Origin of the sequence: Rugamonas fusca, assembly GCF_014042365.1 — a bacterium.
GTDB lineage: Bacteria > Pseudomonadota > Gammaproteobacteria > Burkholderiales > Burkholderiaceae_D > Rugamonas > Rugamonas fusca.
The window spans coordinates 82,113-98,628 of sequence record NZ_JACEZS010000017.1 but is presented as its reverse complement, the minus strand read 5'-3'; the positions used below and the strand labels follow the sequence as shown (position 1 = coordinate 98,628).

Annotated in this window: 17 protein-coding genes; 10 read left to right on the top strand and 7 right to left on the bottom strand. The window is 66.4% G+C overall.

The features are described from left to right. Both nudC and folE read left to right on the top strand, forming a co-directional pair. Complete coding sequence (gene nudC, locus H3H36_RS18820) at nt 1–840, top strand: NAD(+) diphosphatase (protein WP_182219633.1); 840 nt, start codon at nt 1–3, stop codon at nt 838–840. A 95-nt stretch (nt 841–935) separates the two neighbouring features. Beyond that, nucleotides 936–1,499 carry a GTP cyclohydrolase I FolE gene (gene folE / locus H3H36_RS18815; protein ID WP_182219632.1) on the top strand — a complete coding sequence of 188 codons (564 nt, stop codon included), beginning with the start codon at nt 936–938 and terminating at the stop codon, nt 1,497–1,499. Nucleotides 1,500–1,622: 123 nt separating this feature from the next. On the opposite strand, the gene H3H36_RS18810 is transcribed toward folE, so the two are convergent. Together H3H36_RS18810 and H3H36_RS18805 are read right to left on the bottom strand one after the other, a co-directional pair. Beyond that, nucleotides 1,623–3,296: a M20/M25/M40 family metallo-hydrolase gene (locus H3H36_RS18810; protein ID WP_182219631.1), complete on the bottom strand. Its 1,674-nt coding sequence runs from the start codon at nt 3,294–3,296 to the stop codon at nt 1,623–1,625. 34 nt (nt 3,297–3,330) lie between these two features. Next, complete coding sequence (locus tag H3H36_RS18805; protein ID WP_182219630.1) at nt 3,331–4,236, bottom strand: LysR family transcriptional regulator; 906 nt, start codon at nt 4,234–4,236, stop codon at nt 3,331–3,333. A 126-nt stretch (nt 4,237–4,362) separates the two neighbouring features. On the opposite strand from H3H36_RS18805, the gene H3H36_RS18800 reads away from it, so the two are divergent. Both H3H36_RS18800 and H3H36_RS18795 read left to right on the top strand, forming a co-directional pair. After that, nucleotides 4,363–5,388, top strand: coding sequence for an aldo/keto reductase (locus tag H3H36_RS18800; RefSeq protein ID WP_182219629.1), 1,026 nt, complete (start codon nt 4,363–4,365; stop codon nt 5,386–5,388). Nucleotides 5,389–5,554: 166 nt separating this feature from the next. Next, entirely contained in the window at nt 5,555–7,192 is a 1,638-nt protein-coding gene (locus tag H3H36_RS18795) for a methyl-accepting chemotaxis protein (protein ID WP_182219628.1), read from the top strand. A gap of 88 nt (nt 7,193–7,280) precedes the next feature. On the opposite strand, the gene H3H36_RS18790 is transcribed toward H3H36_RS18795, so the two are convergent. The 3 genes from H3H36_RS18790 to H3H36_RS18780 form a co-directional block, all read right to left on the bottom strand. Then, nucleotides 7,281–7,811, bottom strand: a complete 531-nt coding sequence (locus H3H36_RS18790) for a hypothetical protein (protein WP_182219627.1) — start codon at nt 7,809–7,811, stop codon at nt 7,281–7,283. Nucleotides 7,812–8,007: 196 nt separating this feature from the next. Further along, nucleotides 8,008–8,619 carry an OmpW/AlkL family protein gene (locus H3H36_RS18785; protein WP_182219626.1) on the bottom strand — a complete coding sequence of 204 codons (612 nt, stop codon included), beginning with the start codon at nt 8,617–8,619 and terminating at the stop codon, nt 8,008–8,010. Between the two features lie 316 nt (nt 8,620–8,935). Then, a complete protein-coding gene (locus H3H36_RS18780) occupies nt 8,936–9,976 on the bottom strand; it encodes an energy transducer TonB (RefSeq protein ID WP_182219625.1) in 1,041 nt (346 codons plus the stop codon). A gap of 139 nt (nt 9,977–10,115) precedes the next feature. On the opposite strand from H3H36_RS18780, the gene H3H36_RS18775 reads away from it, so the two are divergent. After that, the gene (locus tag H3H36_RS18775; protein WP_182219624.1) at nt 10,116–10,874 is read left to right on the top strand and encodes a M48 family metalloprotease; all 759 of its coding nucleotides are present in this window, start codon (nt 10,116–10,118) and stop codon (nt 10,872–10,874) included. Here H3H36_RS18775 and H3H36_RS18770 read toward each other — a convergent pair. Both H3H36_RS18770 and H3H36_RS18765 read right to left on the bottom strand, forming a co-directional pair. Continuing rightward, nucleotides 10,865–11,587, bottom strand: a complete 723-nt coding sequence (locus tag H3H36_RS18770; RefSeq protein WP_182219623.1) for a substrate-binding periplasmic protein — start codon at nt 11,585–11,587, stop codon at nt 10,865–10,867. The genes H3H36_RS18775 and H3H36_RS18770 overlap by 10 nt on opposite strands. A gap of 175 nt (nt 11,588–11,762) precedes the next feature. Beyond that, complete coding sequence (locus H3H36_RS18765) at nt 11,763–12,653, bottom strand: LysR substrate-binding domain-containing protein (RefSeq protein WP_182219622.1); 891 nt, start codon at nt 12,651–12,653, stop codon at nt 11,763–11,765. Between the two features lie 128 nt (nt 12,654–12,781). On the opposite strand from H3H36_RS18765, the gene H3H36_RS18760 reads away from it, so the two are divergent. From H3H36_RS18760 to H3H36_RS18740, 5 genes are all read left to right on the top strand, one after another. Then, the gene (locus H3H36_RS18760) at nt 12,782–13,411 is read left to right on the top strand and encodes an LOG family protein (protein WP_182219621.1); all 630 of its coding nucleotides are present in this window, start codon (nt 12,782–12,784) and stop codon (nt 13,409–13,411) included. A 113-nt stretch (nt 13,412–13,524) separates the two neighbouring features. Beyond that, the gene (locus H3H36_RS18755; RefSeq protein ID WP_220459790.1) at nt 13,525–14,148 is read left to right on the top strand and encodes a hypothetical protein; all 624 of its coding nucleotides are present in this window, start codon (nt 13,525–13,527) and stop codon (nt 14,146–14,148) included. A gap of 72 nt (nt 14,149–14,220) precedes the next feature. Further along, entirely contained in the window at nt 14,221–14,625 is a 405-nt protein-coding gene (locus tag H3H36_RS18750; RefSeq protein ID WP_182219619.1) for an NUDIX hydrolase, read from the top strand. 20 nt (nt 14,626–14,645) lie between these two features. Continuing rightward, nucleotides 14,646–15,530 carry a DUF6024 family protein gene (locus tag H3H36_RS18745; RefSeq protein ID WP_182219618.1) on the top strand — a complete coding sequence of 295 codons (885 nt, stop codon included), beginning with the start codon at nt 14,646–14,648 and terminating at the stop codon, nt 15,528–15,530. After that, the gene (locus H3H36_RS18740; protein ID WP_182219617.1) at nt 15,527–16,426 is read left to right on the top strand and encodes a DMT family transporter; all 900 of its coding nucleotides are present in this window, start codon (nt 15,527–15,529) and stop codon (nt 16,424–16,426) included. Before H3H36_RS18745 ends, H3H36_RS18740 begins: the two co-directional genes overlap by 4 nt. Nucleotides 16,427–16,516 lie beyond the last annotated feature (90 nt).

Below are 16,516 nucleotides of genomic sequence, written 5' to 3'. Positions count from 1 at the left end.
ATGCTGCACACGCCCGCCGTCTTCACGCCCCTGATCCATCCGCCAACCGCGTCTGCGTCCCATCCTGCGCCCCTGACTTTCCTGAGCCATCGTGGACAGTTGCTTTTGCGCAACGACGATTGGTCGTTGCCGCCGCCGGCCGTACTGGCCACGCTGGACGTGGCGCCGGCGCGCATCCACCCGGTGGGCGTGCTGGACGGCCAGTATTACCAGGCGGCCTGGACCGACCGCGACGCCGTGCCGGGGCCCGACTACGGCTGGCACAGCCTGCGCGCCCTGTTCGGCCTGCGCGACGATGGTTTTCTCGGTGTGGCAGGGCGGGCCGTGCAACTGGCCGAATGGGCCCGCACCCACCGCTATTGCGGCGCCTGCGCCACGCCCATGACCCATGTGGCAGGCGAACGCTGCTATCAATGTCCCGCGTGCGGCATGAGCGCCTACCCGCGCATCTCGCCGGCCATGATGGTGCTGATCCGCAAGGGCGAGCAGGTGCTGCTGGCCATGCACGCCAACGCGCCCTACAAGCGCTACACGGCGCTGGCCGGTTTCCTGGAGGCGGGCGAATCGATCGAGGAAGCCGTGCACCGCGAAGTGTACGAGGAGGTCGGCTTGCGGGTGCACAACCTGCGCTACTTCGGCAGCCAGCCGTGGCCATTCCCGCATTCGCTGATGGTGGCCTTCACGGCTGATTACCTCGATGGCGAGATCCGCGTCGACCCCAACGAGATCGCCGACGCGCGCTGGTTCGGCCCGGACGACGAATGGCCGGAGATGCCGATCACGGTCTCGATCGCCGCCGCGCTGATCAACGCCCATCGGCCGGGCTCGCCCGGGCGCTAGCGGCGGCGCGGCCCCGGCTGCGGGGCCGCGCCGGTGGGTCTGCCGCATTTTCTGTATACTTGCGGCAATCGTTACTTTTATGGTCTCACAACATCATGTCTAAAGAAGCTTTCACGGAACAAGACTGGCGCCGTCTGCTCAGCTCGCTTGGCGAGGACCCGGACCGTCCCGGCCTGGCCGAAACCCCGCACCGGGTGGCCAAGGCCTGGAAACACTGGACCTCGGGCTACGAGCAAGACCCGGTCGAGCTGCTGAAAGCGTTCGAGGACGGGGCCGAGCAGTACAACGAGCTGATCGTGGTGAAGAACATTCCCGTCTACAGCCACTGCGAGCACCACCTGGCGCCGTTCTTCGGCAAGGCCACGGTCGGTTACCTGCCCAATGGCAAGATCGTCGGCCTGTCCAAGCTGACCCGGCTGGTGGACTGCTTTGCCAAGCGTCTGCAAGTGCAGGAACGCATGACGATCCAGATCGCCAACGCGCTGATGGACGTGCTGGAACCGAAGGCGGTGGGGGTGGTCGTCAAGTGCCGTCACATGTGCATGGAAAGCCGCGGCATCCGCACGCCGGGCGAGGAAACCATCACCTCGGCCATGCTGGGCGAGTTGCAGCCCAACCTGGCGCTGCGCACGGAATTCCTGGCCCTGGCACGCGACTGAGTGGCCTAATCCACCGGGGCGATAAATTCCGGGAGGCAAAATCGGGGACGGACCCCTATTTTCCTCTACGGGAAAATAGGGGGCCGTCCCCGATTTTGCCTCCCGGAATTTTCCTGTCCAGCTTTATTTGGGCCGCGCCGCCAGCGATTGCTCGCGCGCGGCCTTGAATTCGGCGTTCGGCTTCCATTGCGGGAACGCGCTGCCTTGCGCCACCTGGTAGCCCACCTCGTACAGCAGGGCGATATCCTGCGCCGCGCCGCGCAGGTCCCAGTCCGGCTCCACCACGTCGTGCACGGTGTGGTATTGGTTGGCCGTGTAGCCCTGGCGCCTGGCCAGCGCACCCGCCGCGCCCGTTCCCGTGTATTGCGCGCCGCCGCGCAGCAACAGCGCGGGCACGCCGGCGCGCGCGAATTCCAGCTGGTCGTTGCGGAAGTACATGCCCAGCTCGGGGTTGATCTCGCCATGCACGGTGCGGCCCTGCTTCCTGGCTGCGCTGACCACGATGTCTTCCGCATCGCTGCGGCCCATGCCCACCAGTTCCACGTCGCGCGTGCGGCCCCACAGGTTCAGGCCTTCCACGTTCAGGTCGAGCAGCGTCTTGTTGAGCGGATACAGCGGGTTGCGCGCGTAGTATTGCGCGCCCAGCAGCCCGCGTTCCTCGCCCGTGGTGAACAGGAATACGATGCTGCGCTTGGGCGCCACCGGCAGCGCCTTGTAGGCCTTGGCCACGGCCAGCAGGGCGGCCACGCCCGAGGCGTTGTCGCGCGCGCCGTGGAAGATCTGCTGCGTGCGCGGGCCCGGCAGCGTGTCGTCGATGCCGAAATGGTCCCAGTGCGCGCTGTAGAGCACGACTTCATTCCTGAGCGCGGGATCGGCGCCCGTGATTTTCGCCACCACATTGTTCGACACCACCTCGCGCCACGTGTTCTGCGCATTCAGCGTCACTTTCACGCCCAGCGGTACGGGTTTGAAGTCGCGCGACAGGGCGCCATGCTGGAGCTGGTCGAAGTCCTGGCCGCCAGCCTTGAACATGGCGCGCGCCTGCTCCAGCGGCAGCCAGCCGGCCAGCGGCGGGAACGCGGGATGGGGGCCCTTGGTCTTGATGGTGAACACTTCGCGCGCCAGGCTGCTGCGTGCCACGTCGTAGGGATAGCCGGCCGGCCTGGTGTCGTGCACGATCAGCACGGCGGCCGCGCCCAGCCTGGCGGCCATTTCGAACTTGTAGTTCCAGCGCCCGTACCAGGTGAGGGCCTTGCCGCCGAACTGGCTGGCGTCGAGCTGCTTCGGATGCTTGGGGTCGGGCAGCGGCGGGTCGTTGATCAGCACCACCACGGTCTTGCCGTGCAAGTCCACGCCCTTGTAGTCGTCCCACTGGTACTGGGGCGCCGTGATGCCGTAGCCGACGAACACCAGCTCCGAATCGGCCACATTGACTTGCTTGTCGGTACGCGCGCTCCAGGCCACGAACTGGTCCGGATAGGCCAGCTTGACAGGCGCACCGGCGCCGGCCCGGTAGCTCAGCGTGGGATGGGTGGAGATGCCCGCCATGGGCACCGCCTGCAGGTAGGTGCCGTCCGGGTTGCCCGGCTCCAGGCCCAGTTTCTTCAGTTGTTGTTGCAGGTAGTCGACGGTGAGCGTCTCGCCATGGCTGCCCGGCGCCCGGCCTTCGAATTCGTCCGAGGCGAGCGTGGTGATCTGGGACAGCATGGCGTCGGTGTCGACTTTGAGCGGCGCGGCGGCGCCAGCGGCGGCGCACGCGCACAGCGCCAGCAGCGCCGCGGTGGGGTGGAATCTCATTGGGGGTAGAGGTTGGCGGAAAGATTGGCCTATTTTAACAAACAGAATGCTGCAATAGCACATCGGCCAGCCAATCGACGAACACCCGCACCCGCGGCGACAGGTGGCGGTTGTGGGCGTACACGATGTGCAGCGGCAGCGGCGCCGGGCGGAAGGCGGGCAGCACTTCCTCCAGCGCGCCGGCCGCCAGCAAGTCGAGCATGCCCAGCCGCGGCGACTGGATCAGGCCCAGGCCGGCCAAGCAGCTTTCCAGGTAGGCTTCCGTGCCGCTGACCGACACCTGGCTGCGCATGGCGAGCGTATGCCGGGTGCCGTCGGCGTCCAGGTATTCCCAGTCCAGGTCGCGCCCGGTCTGGCTGGAGAAGAAGTTCACGGCCCAGTGCTGGCGCAAATCGGCCAGCGTGCGCGGCCGGCCGTGGCGCGCAAGATAGGCGGGCGCCCCCACGTTGATCTGTTCCATGTCCGTCACCTTGCGCGCCACCAGCGTGGAGTCGCGCAGCACGCCGGCCCGCACGGCGCAATCGATGCCTTCGCCCACCAGGTCGGCGTAGCGGTCGCGCGAACCGAGCTTGACCTGGATCTCCGGATAGCGCTGGAAAAAATCGGGCAGGGCCGGGATCACCACCTGGTGCGCGAGCCGCTCGGGCAAGTCCACCCGCAGGCTGCCGGCCGGCTGGCGGCCGTCGCCCAGGAACAGGCCGTTCAGGTCGTCCAGGTCGTTGAGCAGGGCGCTGCAACGGTCCAGGTACAGCGCCCCTTCCACCGTCAGGCTGACCTTGCGCGTGGTGCGTTGCAGCAGGCGCACCCCCAGCTGCTGTTCGATCGCTTGCACGGCGTTGGTGACGGTGGGCCGGGGCAAGTCCAGCTGCTGGGCCGCCAGCGTGAAGCTCTTGCTGTCGGCCACGGCCTTGAAGATGTGCATGGCTTTCAGCTGGTCCATGATTGTTATATTTTCTCGAATAAAGTAATAGTATTCAGAGCATTTATTGCCAAAGTCGATAATAGCATAATGGCTCCATCGCGCCCCCGACCGGGCCAGGCGCCTGACATCACACTGGAGAATCACATGCAAGCACATCAGCAAACACGTCAGCTTGGCAGCACCGGACCGCAAGTGTCGCAACTGGGCCTGGGCCTGATGGGCATGTCGGACCTGTATGGCCCGGCCGACCGCGCCGAAAGCCTGGCCACCATCCACGCCGCGCTGGAGGTCGGCGTGACCCTGCTCGACACGGGCGATTTCTACGGCATGGGCCACAACGAACTGCTGCTGCGCGAGGCGCTGGCGGGCCGCCGCCGCGAGCAGGCCGTCATCAGCGTCAAGTTCGGCGCGCTGCGCGACCCGCGCGGCGGCTGGAGCGGCGTGGACAACCGGCCCGCGGCGCTGAAGAACTTCCTGGCCTACTCGCTGCAGCGCCTCGGGGTGGACTACATCGACATCTACCGCCCGGCCCGGCTGGACCCGGCCGTGCCGATCGAGGACACGGTGGGCGCCATGGCCGAGCTGGTCAAGGCTGGCCTGATCCGCCACATCGGCCTGTCCGAGGTGGGACCGGAGACGCTGCGCCGGGCCCATGCCGTGCATCCCATCAGCGACCTGCAGATCGAGTATTCGATGATCTCGCGCGGCATCGAAGAGGGCATCGTGCAGACCTGCCGCGCACTGGGCATCGGCATCACGGCCTACGGCGTGCTGTCGCGCGGCCTGATCAGCGGCCACTGGACGGCCCGGCGCGCCGGCGAGAACGATTTCCGCGGCCAGCACAGCCCCCGCTTCCAGGGCGAGAACCTGCGCCACAACCTGGCGCTGGTGGAGCGGGTGCGCGCCATCGCCGGGGAACTGGGCGTGTCCGTGGCCCAGGTGGCCATCGCCTGGGTGGCCGCACAAGGGGCGGCGCTGGGGGCCGACATCGTGCCGCTGGTGGGCGCGCGCAGCCGGCAGCGGCTGGCCGAGGCGCTGGGCGCGGCCGGCGTGCACCTGTCGGCGGCCGACCTGGCGCGGCTGGAGCAGGTGGTGCCGGCCGGCGCGGCCGCCGGCGCGCGCTACAACGCGCACGCCGTGGCCTTGCTCGACAGCGAACGGCGCGCCTGATGCGCGCTTGATGTTGCAATGGCAATAACGGGCGTGTCCAGATATCACTCCCGTTGTCAAATTCTACACTGCAAATAAACAACATGAATGACAGCTAGTTACACAGCTTATAGCTGATCGCGCCAATTCGGCGTATTCTTTCTCCTTGTTAACATAGGAGCTTGCCGTGAATCGCCTGACCTTCCAACAAAAACTGTGGGTGCCCCTCATTTGCAGCCTGCTGTGCATCATGGCGATCTTCATCGTCGACGCGTTTCACGCGCGCGATGTGCGTATCGAGGAACGCAGCAATGACTTGCGCAACCTCGTCGATAACGCGCTCAGCGTCGTCAAGGGGTTCGACGCCCAGGTGGCGGCCGGCACGCTGACCAGGGAGGAAGCGCAAACCCGGGCCAAGGCCGTGATCCGCAGCATGCGCTACGGCAGCGACGGCTACCTGTCGATCAACAATTCCAATGCCGTCGTGATCATGCATCCGATCAAGCCGGAAATGGAAGGCAAGGACATGAGCAGCCTGCAAGACCCCAAGGGCAACTATGTCTACCGCGACATCATCGCCGCCGGCAACAGCAGCGACAGTGGCGGCTTCGTGCGCTACTACTGGCCCCGTCCCGGTTCGGCCGACCCGGTGCCCAAGCTGAGCCGCGTGGGCCGTTACGGGCCCTGGGACTGGCACCTGCTGACGGGCGTGTACGTGGACGACATCGACAACGCGTTCCGCAATTCCCTGCTCACCTCGGGCGCCGTGCTGCTGGGCGTGTGCGCCGTGCTGGCGCTGATCGTCAGCGTGGTCAACCGCAGCCTGCGCCACACCATCGGCGGCGACCCCGAGTACGCGGGCCAGGTGGCGGCCCGCATCGCCGGCGGCGACCTGAGCACCGACGTGGACACCCATGAAAGCGACCGCGGCAGCATCCTGTACGGCATGAAGGCCATGCGCGACCAGCTGGCCGACACCATCGGCGAGATCCGCCACAGCGCCGAGATGATCGCCACCGCGTCGGCCGAAATCGCCAGCGGCAATCTGGACTTGTCGGCCCGCACGGAATCGCAGGCCAGCGCGCTGGAGCAGACGGCCGCTTCGATGGAGGAATTGACCTCCACCGTGAACCAGAACGCCAGCAACGCCGTGCAAGCCAATGAGCTGGTGGAATCGGCCTCGCAAGTGGCCGAGCAGGGCGGGCGCGTGGTGTCGCAAGTGGTGCAGACCATGGAGACCATCAATGCCTCGGCCACCCGCATCGTCGACATCATCAGCGTGATCGACGGCATCGCGTTCCAGACCAACATCCTGGCCCTGAACGCGGCCGTGGAAGCGGCCCGCGCCGGCGAGCAGGGCCGGGGCTTCGCCGTGGTGGCGTCGGAAGTGCGCAACCTGGCCCAGCGCAGCGCGGCGGCGGCCAAGGAAATCAAGACCCTGATCAATGACTCGGTCGACAGCATCAACGCCGGCAGTGCCCTGGTGGCCCAGGCCGGCACCACGATGGACCAGGTGGTGGTCAGCGTGTCGCGCGTGACGGCCATCATGCGCGACATCACGGCCGCCTCGACCGAGCAGAGCACGGGCATCGGCCATGTCAACATGGCGATCACGGAAATGGACAGCGTGACGCAGCAGAACGCGGCCCTGGTGGAACAGGCCGCCGCCGCCGCCGGCAGCATGCAGGAACAGGCGGCCCACCTGGCCGACATGGTGGCGCGCTTCCGCCTGAGCGGGGAGGCGGTCCGTCCGGCCGCCGTGGCCGCCGCGCCAGCGCCGGCCCGCGTGGCCAGGCCGGCGCGCCGGGTGGCGCTGACGCGCTAGCCGAACGCCCTGCACGGCAACGGCCCCCGGCACATGGGGACGCAGCACAGTCACATGTGCGACGTCCCCCTTTTTTTCGTGTGCGGCGTTATTGCGCGGCCTTGCCTGACGCCGGGGCGCCGCCGCCGGCCGGCGCCGCGTCGGCCGCCTGGCCTTCATCGGCCGGGCCATCGGCCGGGGCGCCGGGCGTCTCCGCCGCGCCGGGCGCCCCGGCCGGCGAGAGCACAGCCGGCACGAACACCAGCTTGCCGCCCTCGACCCGGAATACCCCCAGCAAGTCGCCCGCTTCGGCCTTCGGTGCCGCCAGCTCGGTGCAGGTTTGCGTCTCCACCTGCCACAGCTGGTTGCCGTCGCGCAGGATCCAGGTCTGTTCGCCCAGGCCGAACAGTTCGATTTCCACGTCCTTGGCCGGCATGCTGCCCAGGCTGATGCGGCGCTGGCAGTCCGGCCAGCGCGACAGGATCAGCGACACGGCCGCGTCGCGCTTCCACAGGTGTTCCTGCTCGCGCTTCACGGTCAGCGCGTGGCTGCTGCCGCTGCCGCCCACGTAATACGAGGCCGAGTCGTCGACGCAGGCCGTCAGCAACAGGGGCAGGGTGGCGAGCAGGATCTTGCGCATGGCGGGTGTCGTCAGCAAAAAAATGGTGCGTCCATTATAGCGGCAGCGCGGCCATGCGGATGGCGCCTGTGGTGCGGCAGGGAGGGAGCGGGGCGGCGGGAAGAAAGCGCGTCGCGCCCGGCCAGCTTGTGGCCGGGGCGCGACGGCGGCAGTTCACGCGGCGGGCGCCGCGCGAACGGACGGAGTAGCGGATGACTTAGAAGCGGTAGCCCACGCCCACGCCCACCAGCCATGGGTCGATCTGCACGTTGCTGACCTTGGCGCCGCTGACGAACACGTCGCTGCGGATCTGCACTTTCTTCACGTCAAAGTTGAGCGACCAGTTCCTGTCGATCTTGTAGTCCACGCCAGCTTGCAGGGCCAGGCCGAAGCTCTTGTGCTCGAGACCACCGGCGCCGTTCAGCAGCTCCACCTTGGTGATGTTGGTGTAGTTGATACCGGCGCCCACGTACGGGTTCAGCTGCGCGTCGGGCAGGAAGTGGTACTGGGCCAGCAGTGTGGGCGGCAGGTGCTTGAAGGTACCGATGTTGGCGCCGTTCAGGCTCACGTCATGCTTTTGCGGGTAGGTCAGCACCAGCTCGGCCGACACGTTGCGGGTGAAGAAATAGGAGATGTCCACTTCGGGAATGGTCTTGGAACTCACGTGGATGAGATCCGACGCACCCACGCCACCGACCGGATCCGATTTGTTGGCCGGGTCCAGATGCACGGCGCGCGCACGCACCAGCCATGGGCTTTCTTCCGCCATCACGTTACCGGCCAGCATGCCGAGGGAGACCAGAATGATTGCTGCAGCAGACTTTTGCATTTGTATTTCCTCTCTTTGTTTCATTGAAGTAACGCAATCAGTCTATTGCTGCGGTGCCGCACAAACTTTGATCTAAGTCAAAATTGTCCGGGACACGGGGGGGTAGCAGGCTCAGCGTGCGCAGGCCTTGATTTGACGACTATTTTTTGTTGGATGGTCAGCATTCGGGGCAGGTCAAGGTGCGGAACCTGTGCCCAGGCCATGGCGTGCGCCAGCCCATGGCAGGCCGGTGCCGCGCCAGGCTGGGCATGATACTGGCCTGGACAAGCAGCTGGCGCGTCGCGGCAGGGCCGGCTGGGGGGCCGGCGCCTGGTGCTCAGTAGCGGAGGATGAATTCCAGGTCGAAGGGGTAGCGCATGGCGCATGGCTGGCCGCCGCAGCGCGCCGGCTTGAACTTGCTGAGCATGAGGATGGTGGCGGCGATGCGGCCCAGTTCCGGCTCCGGGGCTTCCAGCACGCTGACGCTGGTGGGCTTGCCCTCGCTGTCGATCTGCGCCAGCAGGTGGAATTGTCCCCGCACGCGCGCCTTGGCGTGCATCGCCGTGAACGCACGGGCGATGCTTTCCGGCCCTTTGAGCGGATAGGGTGGCTCATCGTCTTGCAGCAGGATTTTGTACGGCGCCTTGACCAGTTGCTGCTGTTCCGGCGAGAGCTGCTCATAGCTCAGGCTTGGCGGCACCTGGAAGCCCGAGGTGGCGTCACGCTTGATATGGCTGCCGAGGTCGGGCTGGTCCTGGTGGATGCCATAGGTTGGCCGCTCCGTCGGATGTTGCGGCTTGGGCTGCGGGTGGAACTCGCGCGTCACCTGGATGCCGTTGGGATAGGTGATCACGCCCTTGCCGCTGAATTCACCGTGCGCCCAGCCGCCCTCGTAACTGCCGCCGGTGCCATAGCTCATCTTGCCCTGGCCTTGCGGGTAATTGCCTTGCCACTCGCCGTGGTAGCTGTCGCCCTGCGGTGTGCTGTAATCGGCAACGCCGCTCGCGACGCCGGCCACGAAGTTCACATTGAGCTTGCTGCCTTTCGGGCCAGTGTAGACGCCCTTGCCTTCCAGCTTGCCATCCTTGAAATTGCCTTGCAGCGAGGACTCGTCTTCCAGCAGCAGGAAGCCGGGGCCATTGGGCACGCCCTTGACCAGCACGCCTTCGTAGCCGCCATGCGGACGGCCGCGCACGGACCAGTTCAGGATGCCCATGCCATCCGCATAGCCATCCTTGCAGCCGCCGCTCCAGCTCACCTGCTCGCCTTCAACGGGGGCCGGGTTGGCGATCAGGCAGTCGGGGTTGCCAATGTAGGTCATGGCGGCGCCGGCGTTGGCCGCCAGCAGCAGGGAGGTCAGGGACAGCAGCAAGCGCATGGCCGTGCTCCATATGTTATTAATTTCTTAATTTTATCAGTATTGTTTCCTAAATGGAAGGTTGCGTTTATATTCATCTATTGAGCCAGCGCACGGACTGGCCTACCATGGATGGGTATCCTTCCCTCCGGCGCCAGACATGCACGCTTTCTTCCCCTTGCCAGCACGGCGCGCGGCGCTGGTGCTGGCGCTGCTGGCCGGCCAGGCCGGCGCGCTGACGCTGCCGCTCACCGATGAGCGGGTGGCGGCGCAGGCGGCCGCGGTGTACGCGGACCGCCTCGCCGCGCTTGACGCGGCCGGCCAGCTCGATCCGGTGCCGGCGTTCACCGCCCGCGTGCGGCGGGTGGCGGCCGGCCTGATCGCGCAGGCCGCGCGCGACTATCCCGACACGGCGGCCTGGCGTTGGGAAGTACATGGAACCTCGGACCCGGACCAGGATGCGGACTGCATGGCCGGCGGCAAGATCCTCGTCAGCCAGGCGTACGTGGCGCGGCTGGCGTTGTCCGATGCGGAACTGGCCATGGTGTTGGCCCATGAGATTGCCCACGCCGCCTTGCGCCACAATTTGCGGGAACTGGAGCGGGCGCTGGCGCTGGAGCCGGCCTGGGCCGGGCGGCCATTCGAGGCGCTGGTGGACGCCGTCGATCACGACGGGGACCTGATGGCCAGGCTGGCGCCGCTCAATGTGGCGCAGGAGCGGGAGGCCGACCACGCCGGCTTGCTGCTGGCGGCCCACGCCGGCTGGCCGCCCGAACGGCTGGCGCAGTACTACCGCAAGCTGATGCGCGCCAGTGACCGGCCCTATTTCGACAGCGACGACCATCCGGCCCCGGCCAGCCGCTGGCGCGCCGCGCGGGCGCTGGCCACCACGCTGGCCGCGCCGCAGGGTCAGCGATAACGGGCCAGGATGCGCTCCACGCTGCCGTCGTCGGCCAGCGCGTCGAGGGCGCGGTTGATGTCCTGGAACGGGATGGCGGACTTGCGCGAGAACGCGCACTGCGCCTTGAAGGTGGAGAACACCAGGTCGGGGCGCAGGCGCAGCGTCTTGTCGTTGCGGCTCAGGTAGGCCATGGTGGACTGCACCATGATGGTGTACTGCACCTCGCCCGCCATCAGCCGGCGCAGGTTCTTGTCCATATTGGGCGACTCGGTGCGGAAAAATTGCTTGCCCAGCACCTGCTCCACGCGCGGATAACGGTAGCCGGCCACGGTGCCGATGGCGCGGTCGCGCAGGTCGGCCAGCGAGCGGATTGGCGGCGCCCCTTCGCGCGCCACCACCAGTTCCGCGTCCGGGATCAGCGGCCGGCTCCACTGGTAGTCGCCATCGATCCAGAACGGCAGCACGTAGCAGATGCCGTCGGCGCGGCCCTGGGTCAGGGTGGGGGTGACGCCATCGACGTCCACGCTCAGGTAGCTGGCCTGCCGTCCCAGGCGCTGGGCCAGCGCATCGCCCAGGTCTTTCAGGATGCCGCCGCTCAGTTTGCCGTCGCGGAACTGCACCAGCGGCATGGCCAGGTCGGTGGGCGCGATCATGACGAGCTCGCCGGATGCCGCCTGTGCGGCGGGAGCAAGGAACAGGGCGACAAGCAGACACAGGAATTGCCGAAGCATGGGCGGTTCGCCTCCGTGGGATGTTGGGTGGGGGCGGATCGCTTACGGCGGGGGGGCGGGCAAGCGAACAGCGGTGATAGCGGCCATTCTACGACAGCTGGGCCGCACGACGGGTGAGGGCGTCAATTTTGTACCACATCGGCTGTCACGCGCGGCCGCGCCGGGCAGGCAGCCGTCAGATCAGCGGCGGCGCATCGCTGTCCGCCTCCTGCACCAGCCAGTGGCGGAACGCGGCGATGTCGGGCTGCGTCTTGCGCGCCGCGCTCAGGTAGAGGAAGGTCGAACGCTCGGCCTGGATGAAGCCCAGCGGCGCGATCAGCCGTCCCTCCTCCAGGTCGCGCCGCACCAGCAGCTGGGGCGTGATGGCGAAACCGAGGCCGCTGCGCGCCGCCTCGATGGTCAGCGACAGGCTGTCCAGCGTTTGTCCGTGATGCAGGTTGGCGCTGAGGCCGGCCATGCCGGCCCACTCGTTCCACGCGTCCAGCCGCGAAGTGGCGTGGAACAGGGGCAGCGCCAGGATGTCCTGCGGCGCGCGCGGTGGATGGGGCCAGTTCGGCGCGCACACGGGGCCGATGGCGTCGGCCGCCAGGCAGGTGGCGTCGATGTCGGCCGAGGCGGGCGCCTGGCCGCTCAGGATCAGCGCGTCCACCCGCTGCGACAGCAGGGCATCGACATCGCCGCTGGTCTGGAAATTGAGCACCAGTTGCGGCAACTGGCGCGAGAAGCGTTCGATGCGCGGCAGCAGCCAGTGCGCCAGGAAACTGGCCGAGCAGGCGATGGTCAGCTTGCGCTCGAGGGCCGGCGCGCGGATGCGGGCGCACTCGTCTTCCAGCCGCGAGAACGCCGCGTTGCACGCGCTTTTCAATTGTTCCCCTTCCGGCGTCAGGCGCACGCCGCTGTTGTGACGCACGAATAAATCCTTCCCCAACCATTCTTCGAGCGCGCGGATCTGGTGGCTGATGGCGCTGTGGGTGACGCACAGGGCCGTCGCGGCGCGGCTGAAACTGGCATGGTCGGCGGCGGCCTCGAAACTCTGGATAGCCCGTAACGGCGGTAAGCGGCGCATGATTGGCTGTGAAATTTATTTGCAGCCATTGTGCATTAATTTCGCTACGCCGTCTGGAAAAGTGCGGCTAAAATATTTTCTTGCAAATGTTTCATTCGATTTAACTTCGCTTTTCCACTGGCAAATCCATGCATGCAACCATACTCAGGGAACTTGACTGTATCGAACAGACACTGGGCCGCATCGGGACCGCTGTGAGCATATTTGGCAGCGCGCGGATTGCGCCGGAGAGCGAGCTCTATCGTCTTGCATATGGGATCGCCGAGCGTCTGTCGAACCAGGGCTATACCGTCATTTCCGGCGGCGGTCCCGGCATCATGCGCGCGGCGAACGCGGGCGCGAGCGCCGGCGCCAGCCAGACGGTGGGCTTCAACATCGCCCTGCCGTTCGAACCGCTGGACGACAGCTACCAGGATATTGCTCTCGTTTTCGACAACTTCACCACCCGCAAGCTGGCCTTCGCCAAGTGTTCGCATGCGTTCATCGTGATGCCCGGCGGTATGGGCACGCTCGATGAACTGTTCGAGATGCTGACCTTGATGCAGACACGAAAAATGAGCAAGGTGCCGGTCGTGCTGGTGGGGACGCAGTTCTGGCAGGGCTTGCTGGGGTGGATGCGCGAACGTCTCGAGTATTCCGGCCTCATCAACCCCGGTGAGCTCGGTGAAATAACAGTACTGGATGATGCGGACGCGATCGCCGCCCATATCGGCAGCCAGATCCCGCTCACCGCCTTGCAGAACGCACGCGCCGCCTGAGCGGCGCGGGAGACCAACTTCTTACAAAAGGAAAAATGATGCGAACACCAGCGGCAACCCAATTGGTCATGTTTACCGGCGGACGCGACAGTACCCTCGCGGCCTGCCATCTCATGTTGCAAGGCATTCCGGTCCAGCTGTATTCGGCCAACAGCGGCTGCTCGCTGCACCGTGGCATCCTGTCGCACCGCGTCGACGAACTGCGCCGCCGCTTCGGCGAGCTGGTGGTGGGCCACACGGTGGAGGACATCAGCGGCGCGTTCCGCGCCATCGCCATCGAACACATCGAGACGGACATCCTCAAGCACAAGAAGAACCTGGTGCTGCTGGGGGAGAAGCTGGCGATCCACGCCCACCTGGTCGACTTCTGCCGCCGCAACGATATTTCCGTCGTCAACGATGGCATCACCAACTATCAAAAGGAATTCCCCGAGCAGCGCCTGGTGGCCAAGGAATACTTCGTCAAGATGATGGAGAAATTCGACATCGCGTACCGCTCGCCGATCTACGAGTTCGCGCAATCGTCCGACGACGTCAAGTACAAGCTGCTGCAACTGGGCATCTCGACCAAATCGCTGGAAGGCGTGAGCATCTTCGGCGACAGCTTCACCACGCCATCGGACGAGGTAATCCTGTCCTACCTGCAGGAAAAAACCCCGCTGGCCATGAGCATCATCGACTTCCTGTCGGGCGGACAATTGCACGTGGCGCCGCAGCCGCTGGCCGAAGCGGCGTAACCCCCGTCACCGCGCGGTGCCTGATTTCCGGTGCCGCACGGTGGCTGTCATTCCATCCACACCGTCACATCCATGCAGAAAACCGCCATCGTCAAATGCGCCGCCGCCATCGTGCGCGACAATGCCCTGCTGCTCACGCGCAAGCGCGGCACCACGACCTTCATTTCGCCGGGAGGCAAACCGCAGCCCGGCGAGGACAACCTCGATTGCCTGGCGCGCGAGGTGCGCGAGGAGCTGGACGTGGCGATACAGGACGCTTCCTACCTCGGCATGTTCCGTGGCGTGGCGGCGTTCGAAGGCATACCGATCGAGATGCATGTGTACCTGGCCGACATCGTCGGCGAGCCGCGCGCGAGCGCGGAGATCGAGGAAATCGTCTGGTATCGCAGCGACCTGGCGGGGCCAGCGCCGCAGGTCGGTTCCGTGTTCGCCAACGCGGTGATCCCGCTGCTGCTGAAGAAGAAGCTGATCGCCTGACGGCAGGCGGCGAGCGAGCTATGGACAGCGCTTCCATCGCCCCGATCTTCCAGCATGAGGGGGCGGGCAATTTCTTTCGCGACGCGAGGATGCTGCGCAACGCCTTGCGTGAGCGCCTTGCCGCCGCCTATGGCTTGCAGGAATTCGCGCTCTTCCTGGTGCCCTCCGTCACCCATGGCTTGCTGGTGCTGGTCCAATTGCTGGCCGCCCGTGGCCGGCACGTGGCGCTGGCCCGTGGCCGCCACTACGCGCCTGTCGAACAATTGTTTGGCGCCTTGGGCAACGGCGGCGGGCGGCCGGTGGACGCGCTGCTCACCACCCATGTCTGTCCGTACACGGGCGCGGTGCAGCGCCTGTCGCGCGAGGCGTCGCCCATCGAGCTGGTCGATGCTTCCCACAGCTTTGCGACCAACCTGCATCGTGAACTGGTCAGCAGCGCCAGGGTGTTCGTCGCGCCGTTCCACAAGCATGCCGCGCTGGCCGTCGGGCTGGCGCTGGTCGCGGTGCGGCAGGATGTGGCGGCCAGCCAGCCCTACGATTTGCTGGCGCTGCTGGAAACGTCCACGGCGTCGCAAGCGCCGCTGATCCAGGCCTTGCGCAACCTCGACGAATCGGGATCGCTGCGCTTCAACAAGGCGGCCATCGGCGCGGTTCATGCGCCGCAGGTGGGCGCCGCGCTGGCGCGCGTGTCCGATGCCGGGCACGCGCTGCCGTTCGCCTGCTTCCGCCACGACCTGTTCCGGCGGCTGGACAAGGCGGCGCTGCGCGAGGTCGGTGCGACGTATTTCCCCGAGTCCGATACGCTGCGCATCGCCACTTGGTCGCGCGGTGCGAAGGCGGACGCTCCCGTCGATCTTGCGCCCCAGGTGCAGGCCGCCCTCCAACATCTATTTCAACATTCATGACCAATTCCAACACCATGCGCGGCAGCGCCATCGGCATCGCCGGCGGCCTGCTGCTCAGCCTGGACGCCTTGCTGATCCGCCTGATGCACATCGACGATGCCTGGGTGATCGTGATCCTGCGCGGCCTGCTCATGTGGCTGGCGTTCGTGCTGGTGTATGCGCTGGTGCCGCGCTGGCGGGCGGTGATCGGCAAGCCGTGGCCCACGCGCAGCAACCTGGCGGCCACGGTGTTTTTCGCGATCGCCTCGGTCACCTTCGTGTCCGCGCTGGCCCATGGCGCGGTGGCGACGGTGCTGGTCATCATTTCGTCGACGCCCTTCGTTTCCGCCTTGCTGGCGCGCCTGCTGTTCGCCGAGCGGCTGGACCGCGCCGTGCTGATGGCCGCCGCCATCGCCCTGTGCGGCGTGGCCGTGACGATCAGCGGCGCGCCATCCGGCGGGTCGATGTACGCCAACTATTTCGCGATGGCGACTTCCGTCGCGATGGCCATGGCATTCCTGTGTTCCGCGCGCGTGGAGGGCGGCACGGTCGGGCTGCCTTCGCTGGGGGGCGTGGTGGCCGCGCTGCTCGTGGCCGGCTTGCAGTTGACGCCGCTGGACAACATCCCGGCCCTGCTCGCGCCCACGCACGGCGTGTGGACGCTGATCGAAGGGGCGCTCGTCATGCCATTGGCGCTGGGCTTGCTCGCGCTGAGCACACGTTACGTCGCAGCCTCGAACACGGGCCTGTTCCTGCTGCTGGAAACGGCGCTCGCGCCGCTGTGGATCTGGAGCCGCTTCGGCGAACAGCCGGGCGCGCAGGTGATGCTGGGCGGGGCGATCATCATCGTCGCCGTGCTGTTCCACTCCGTTTATGCAAGCCGCCGGCCGGACTTGCCAGCGGTAGCAACCACGTAAGCGAAGCCCGTCGGCGCTGGCGGGCTTTGCCATAGATCAAGCAGCGCGTATTGCATCGGTGACAGTATGGCCATTCCTTTCTTGCAAGGG

What these genes read in the sequence shown, in the direction of transcription:
- H3H36_RS18800 (WP_182219629.1), top strand. Translation starts at nt 4,363, where the DNA reads ATGCAAGCACATCAGCAAACACGTCAGCTTGGCAGCACCGGACCGCAA.
- H3H36_RS18785 (WP_182219626.1), bottom strand. Translation starts at nt 8,619, where the DNA reads ATGCAAAAGTCTGCTGCAGCAATCATTCTGGTCTCCCTCGGCATGCTG.
- H3H36_RS18805 (WP_182219630.1), bottom strand. Translation starts at nt 4,236, where the DNA reads ATGGACCAGCTGAAAGCCATGCACATCTTCAAGGCCGTGGCCGACAGC.
- H3H36_RS18740 (WP_182219617.1), top strand. Translation starts at nt 15,527, where the DNA reads ATGACCAATTCCAACACCATGCGCGGCAGCGCCATCGGCATCGCCGGC.
- H3H36_RS18770 (WP_182219623.1), bottom strand. Translation starts at nt 11,587, where the DNA reads ATGCTTCGGCAATTCCTGTGTCTGCTTGTCGCCCTGTTCCTTGCTCCC.
- H3H36_RS18790 (WP_182219627.1), bottom strand. Translation starts at nt 7,811, where the DNA reads ATGCGCAAGATCCTGCTCGCCACCCTGCCCCTGTTGCTGACGGCCTGC.
- H3H36_RS18780 (WP_182219625.1), bottom strand. Translation starts at nt 9,976, where the DNA reads ATGCGCTTGCTGCTGTCCCTGACCTCCCTGCTGCTGGCGGCCAACGCC.
- folE (WP_182219632.1), top strand. Translation starts at nt 936, where the DNA reads ATGTCTAAAGAAGCTTTCACGGAACAAGACTGGCGCCGTCTGCTCAGC.
- H3H36_RS18760 (WP_182219621.1), top strand. Translation starts at nt 12,782, where the DNA reads ATGCATGCAACCATACTCAGGGAACTTGACTGTATCGAACAGACACTG.
- H3H36_RS18755 (WP_220459790.1), top strand. Translation starts at nt 13,525, where the DNA reads ATGTTGCAAGGCATTCCGGTCCAGCTGTATTCGGCCAACAGCGGCTGC.
- nudC (WP_182219633.1), top strand. Translation starts at nt 1, where the DNA reads ATGCTGCACACGCCCGCCGTCTTCACGCCCCTGATCCATCCGCCAACC.
- H3H36_RS18765 (WP_182219622.1), bottom strand. Translation starts at nt 12,653, where the DNA reads ATGCGCCGCTTACCGCCGTTACGGGCTATCCAGAGTTTCGAGGCCGCC.
- H3H36_RS18775 (WP_182219624.1), top strand. Translation starts at nt 10,116, where the DNA reads ATGCACGCTTTCTTCCCCTTGCCAGCACGGCGCGCGGCGCTGGTGCTG.
- H3H36_RS18750 (WP_182219619.1), top strand. Translation starts at nt 14,221, where the DNA reads ATGCAGAAAACCGCCATCGTCAAATGCGCCGCCGCCATCGTGCGCGAC.
- H3H36_RS18745 (WP_182219618.1), top strand. Translation starts at nt 14,646, where the DNA reads ATGGACAGCGCTTCCATCGCCCCGATCTTCCAGCATGAGGGGGCGGGC.
- H3H36_RS18810 (WP_182219631.1), bottom strand. Translation starts at nt 3,296, where the DNA reads ATGAGATTCCACCCCACCGCGGCGCTGCTGGCGCTGTGCGCGTGCGCC.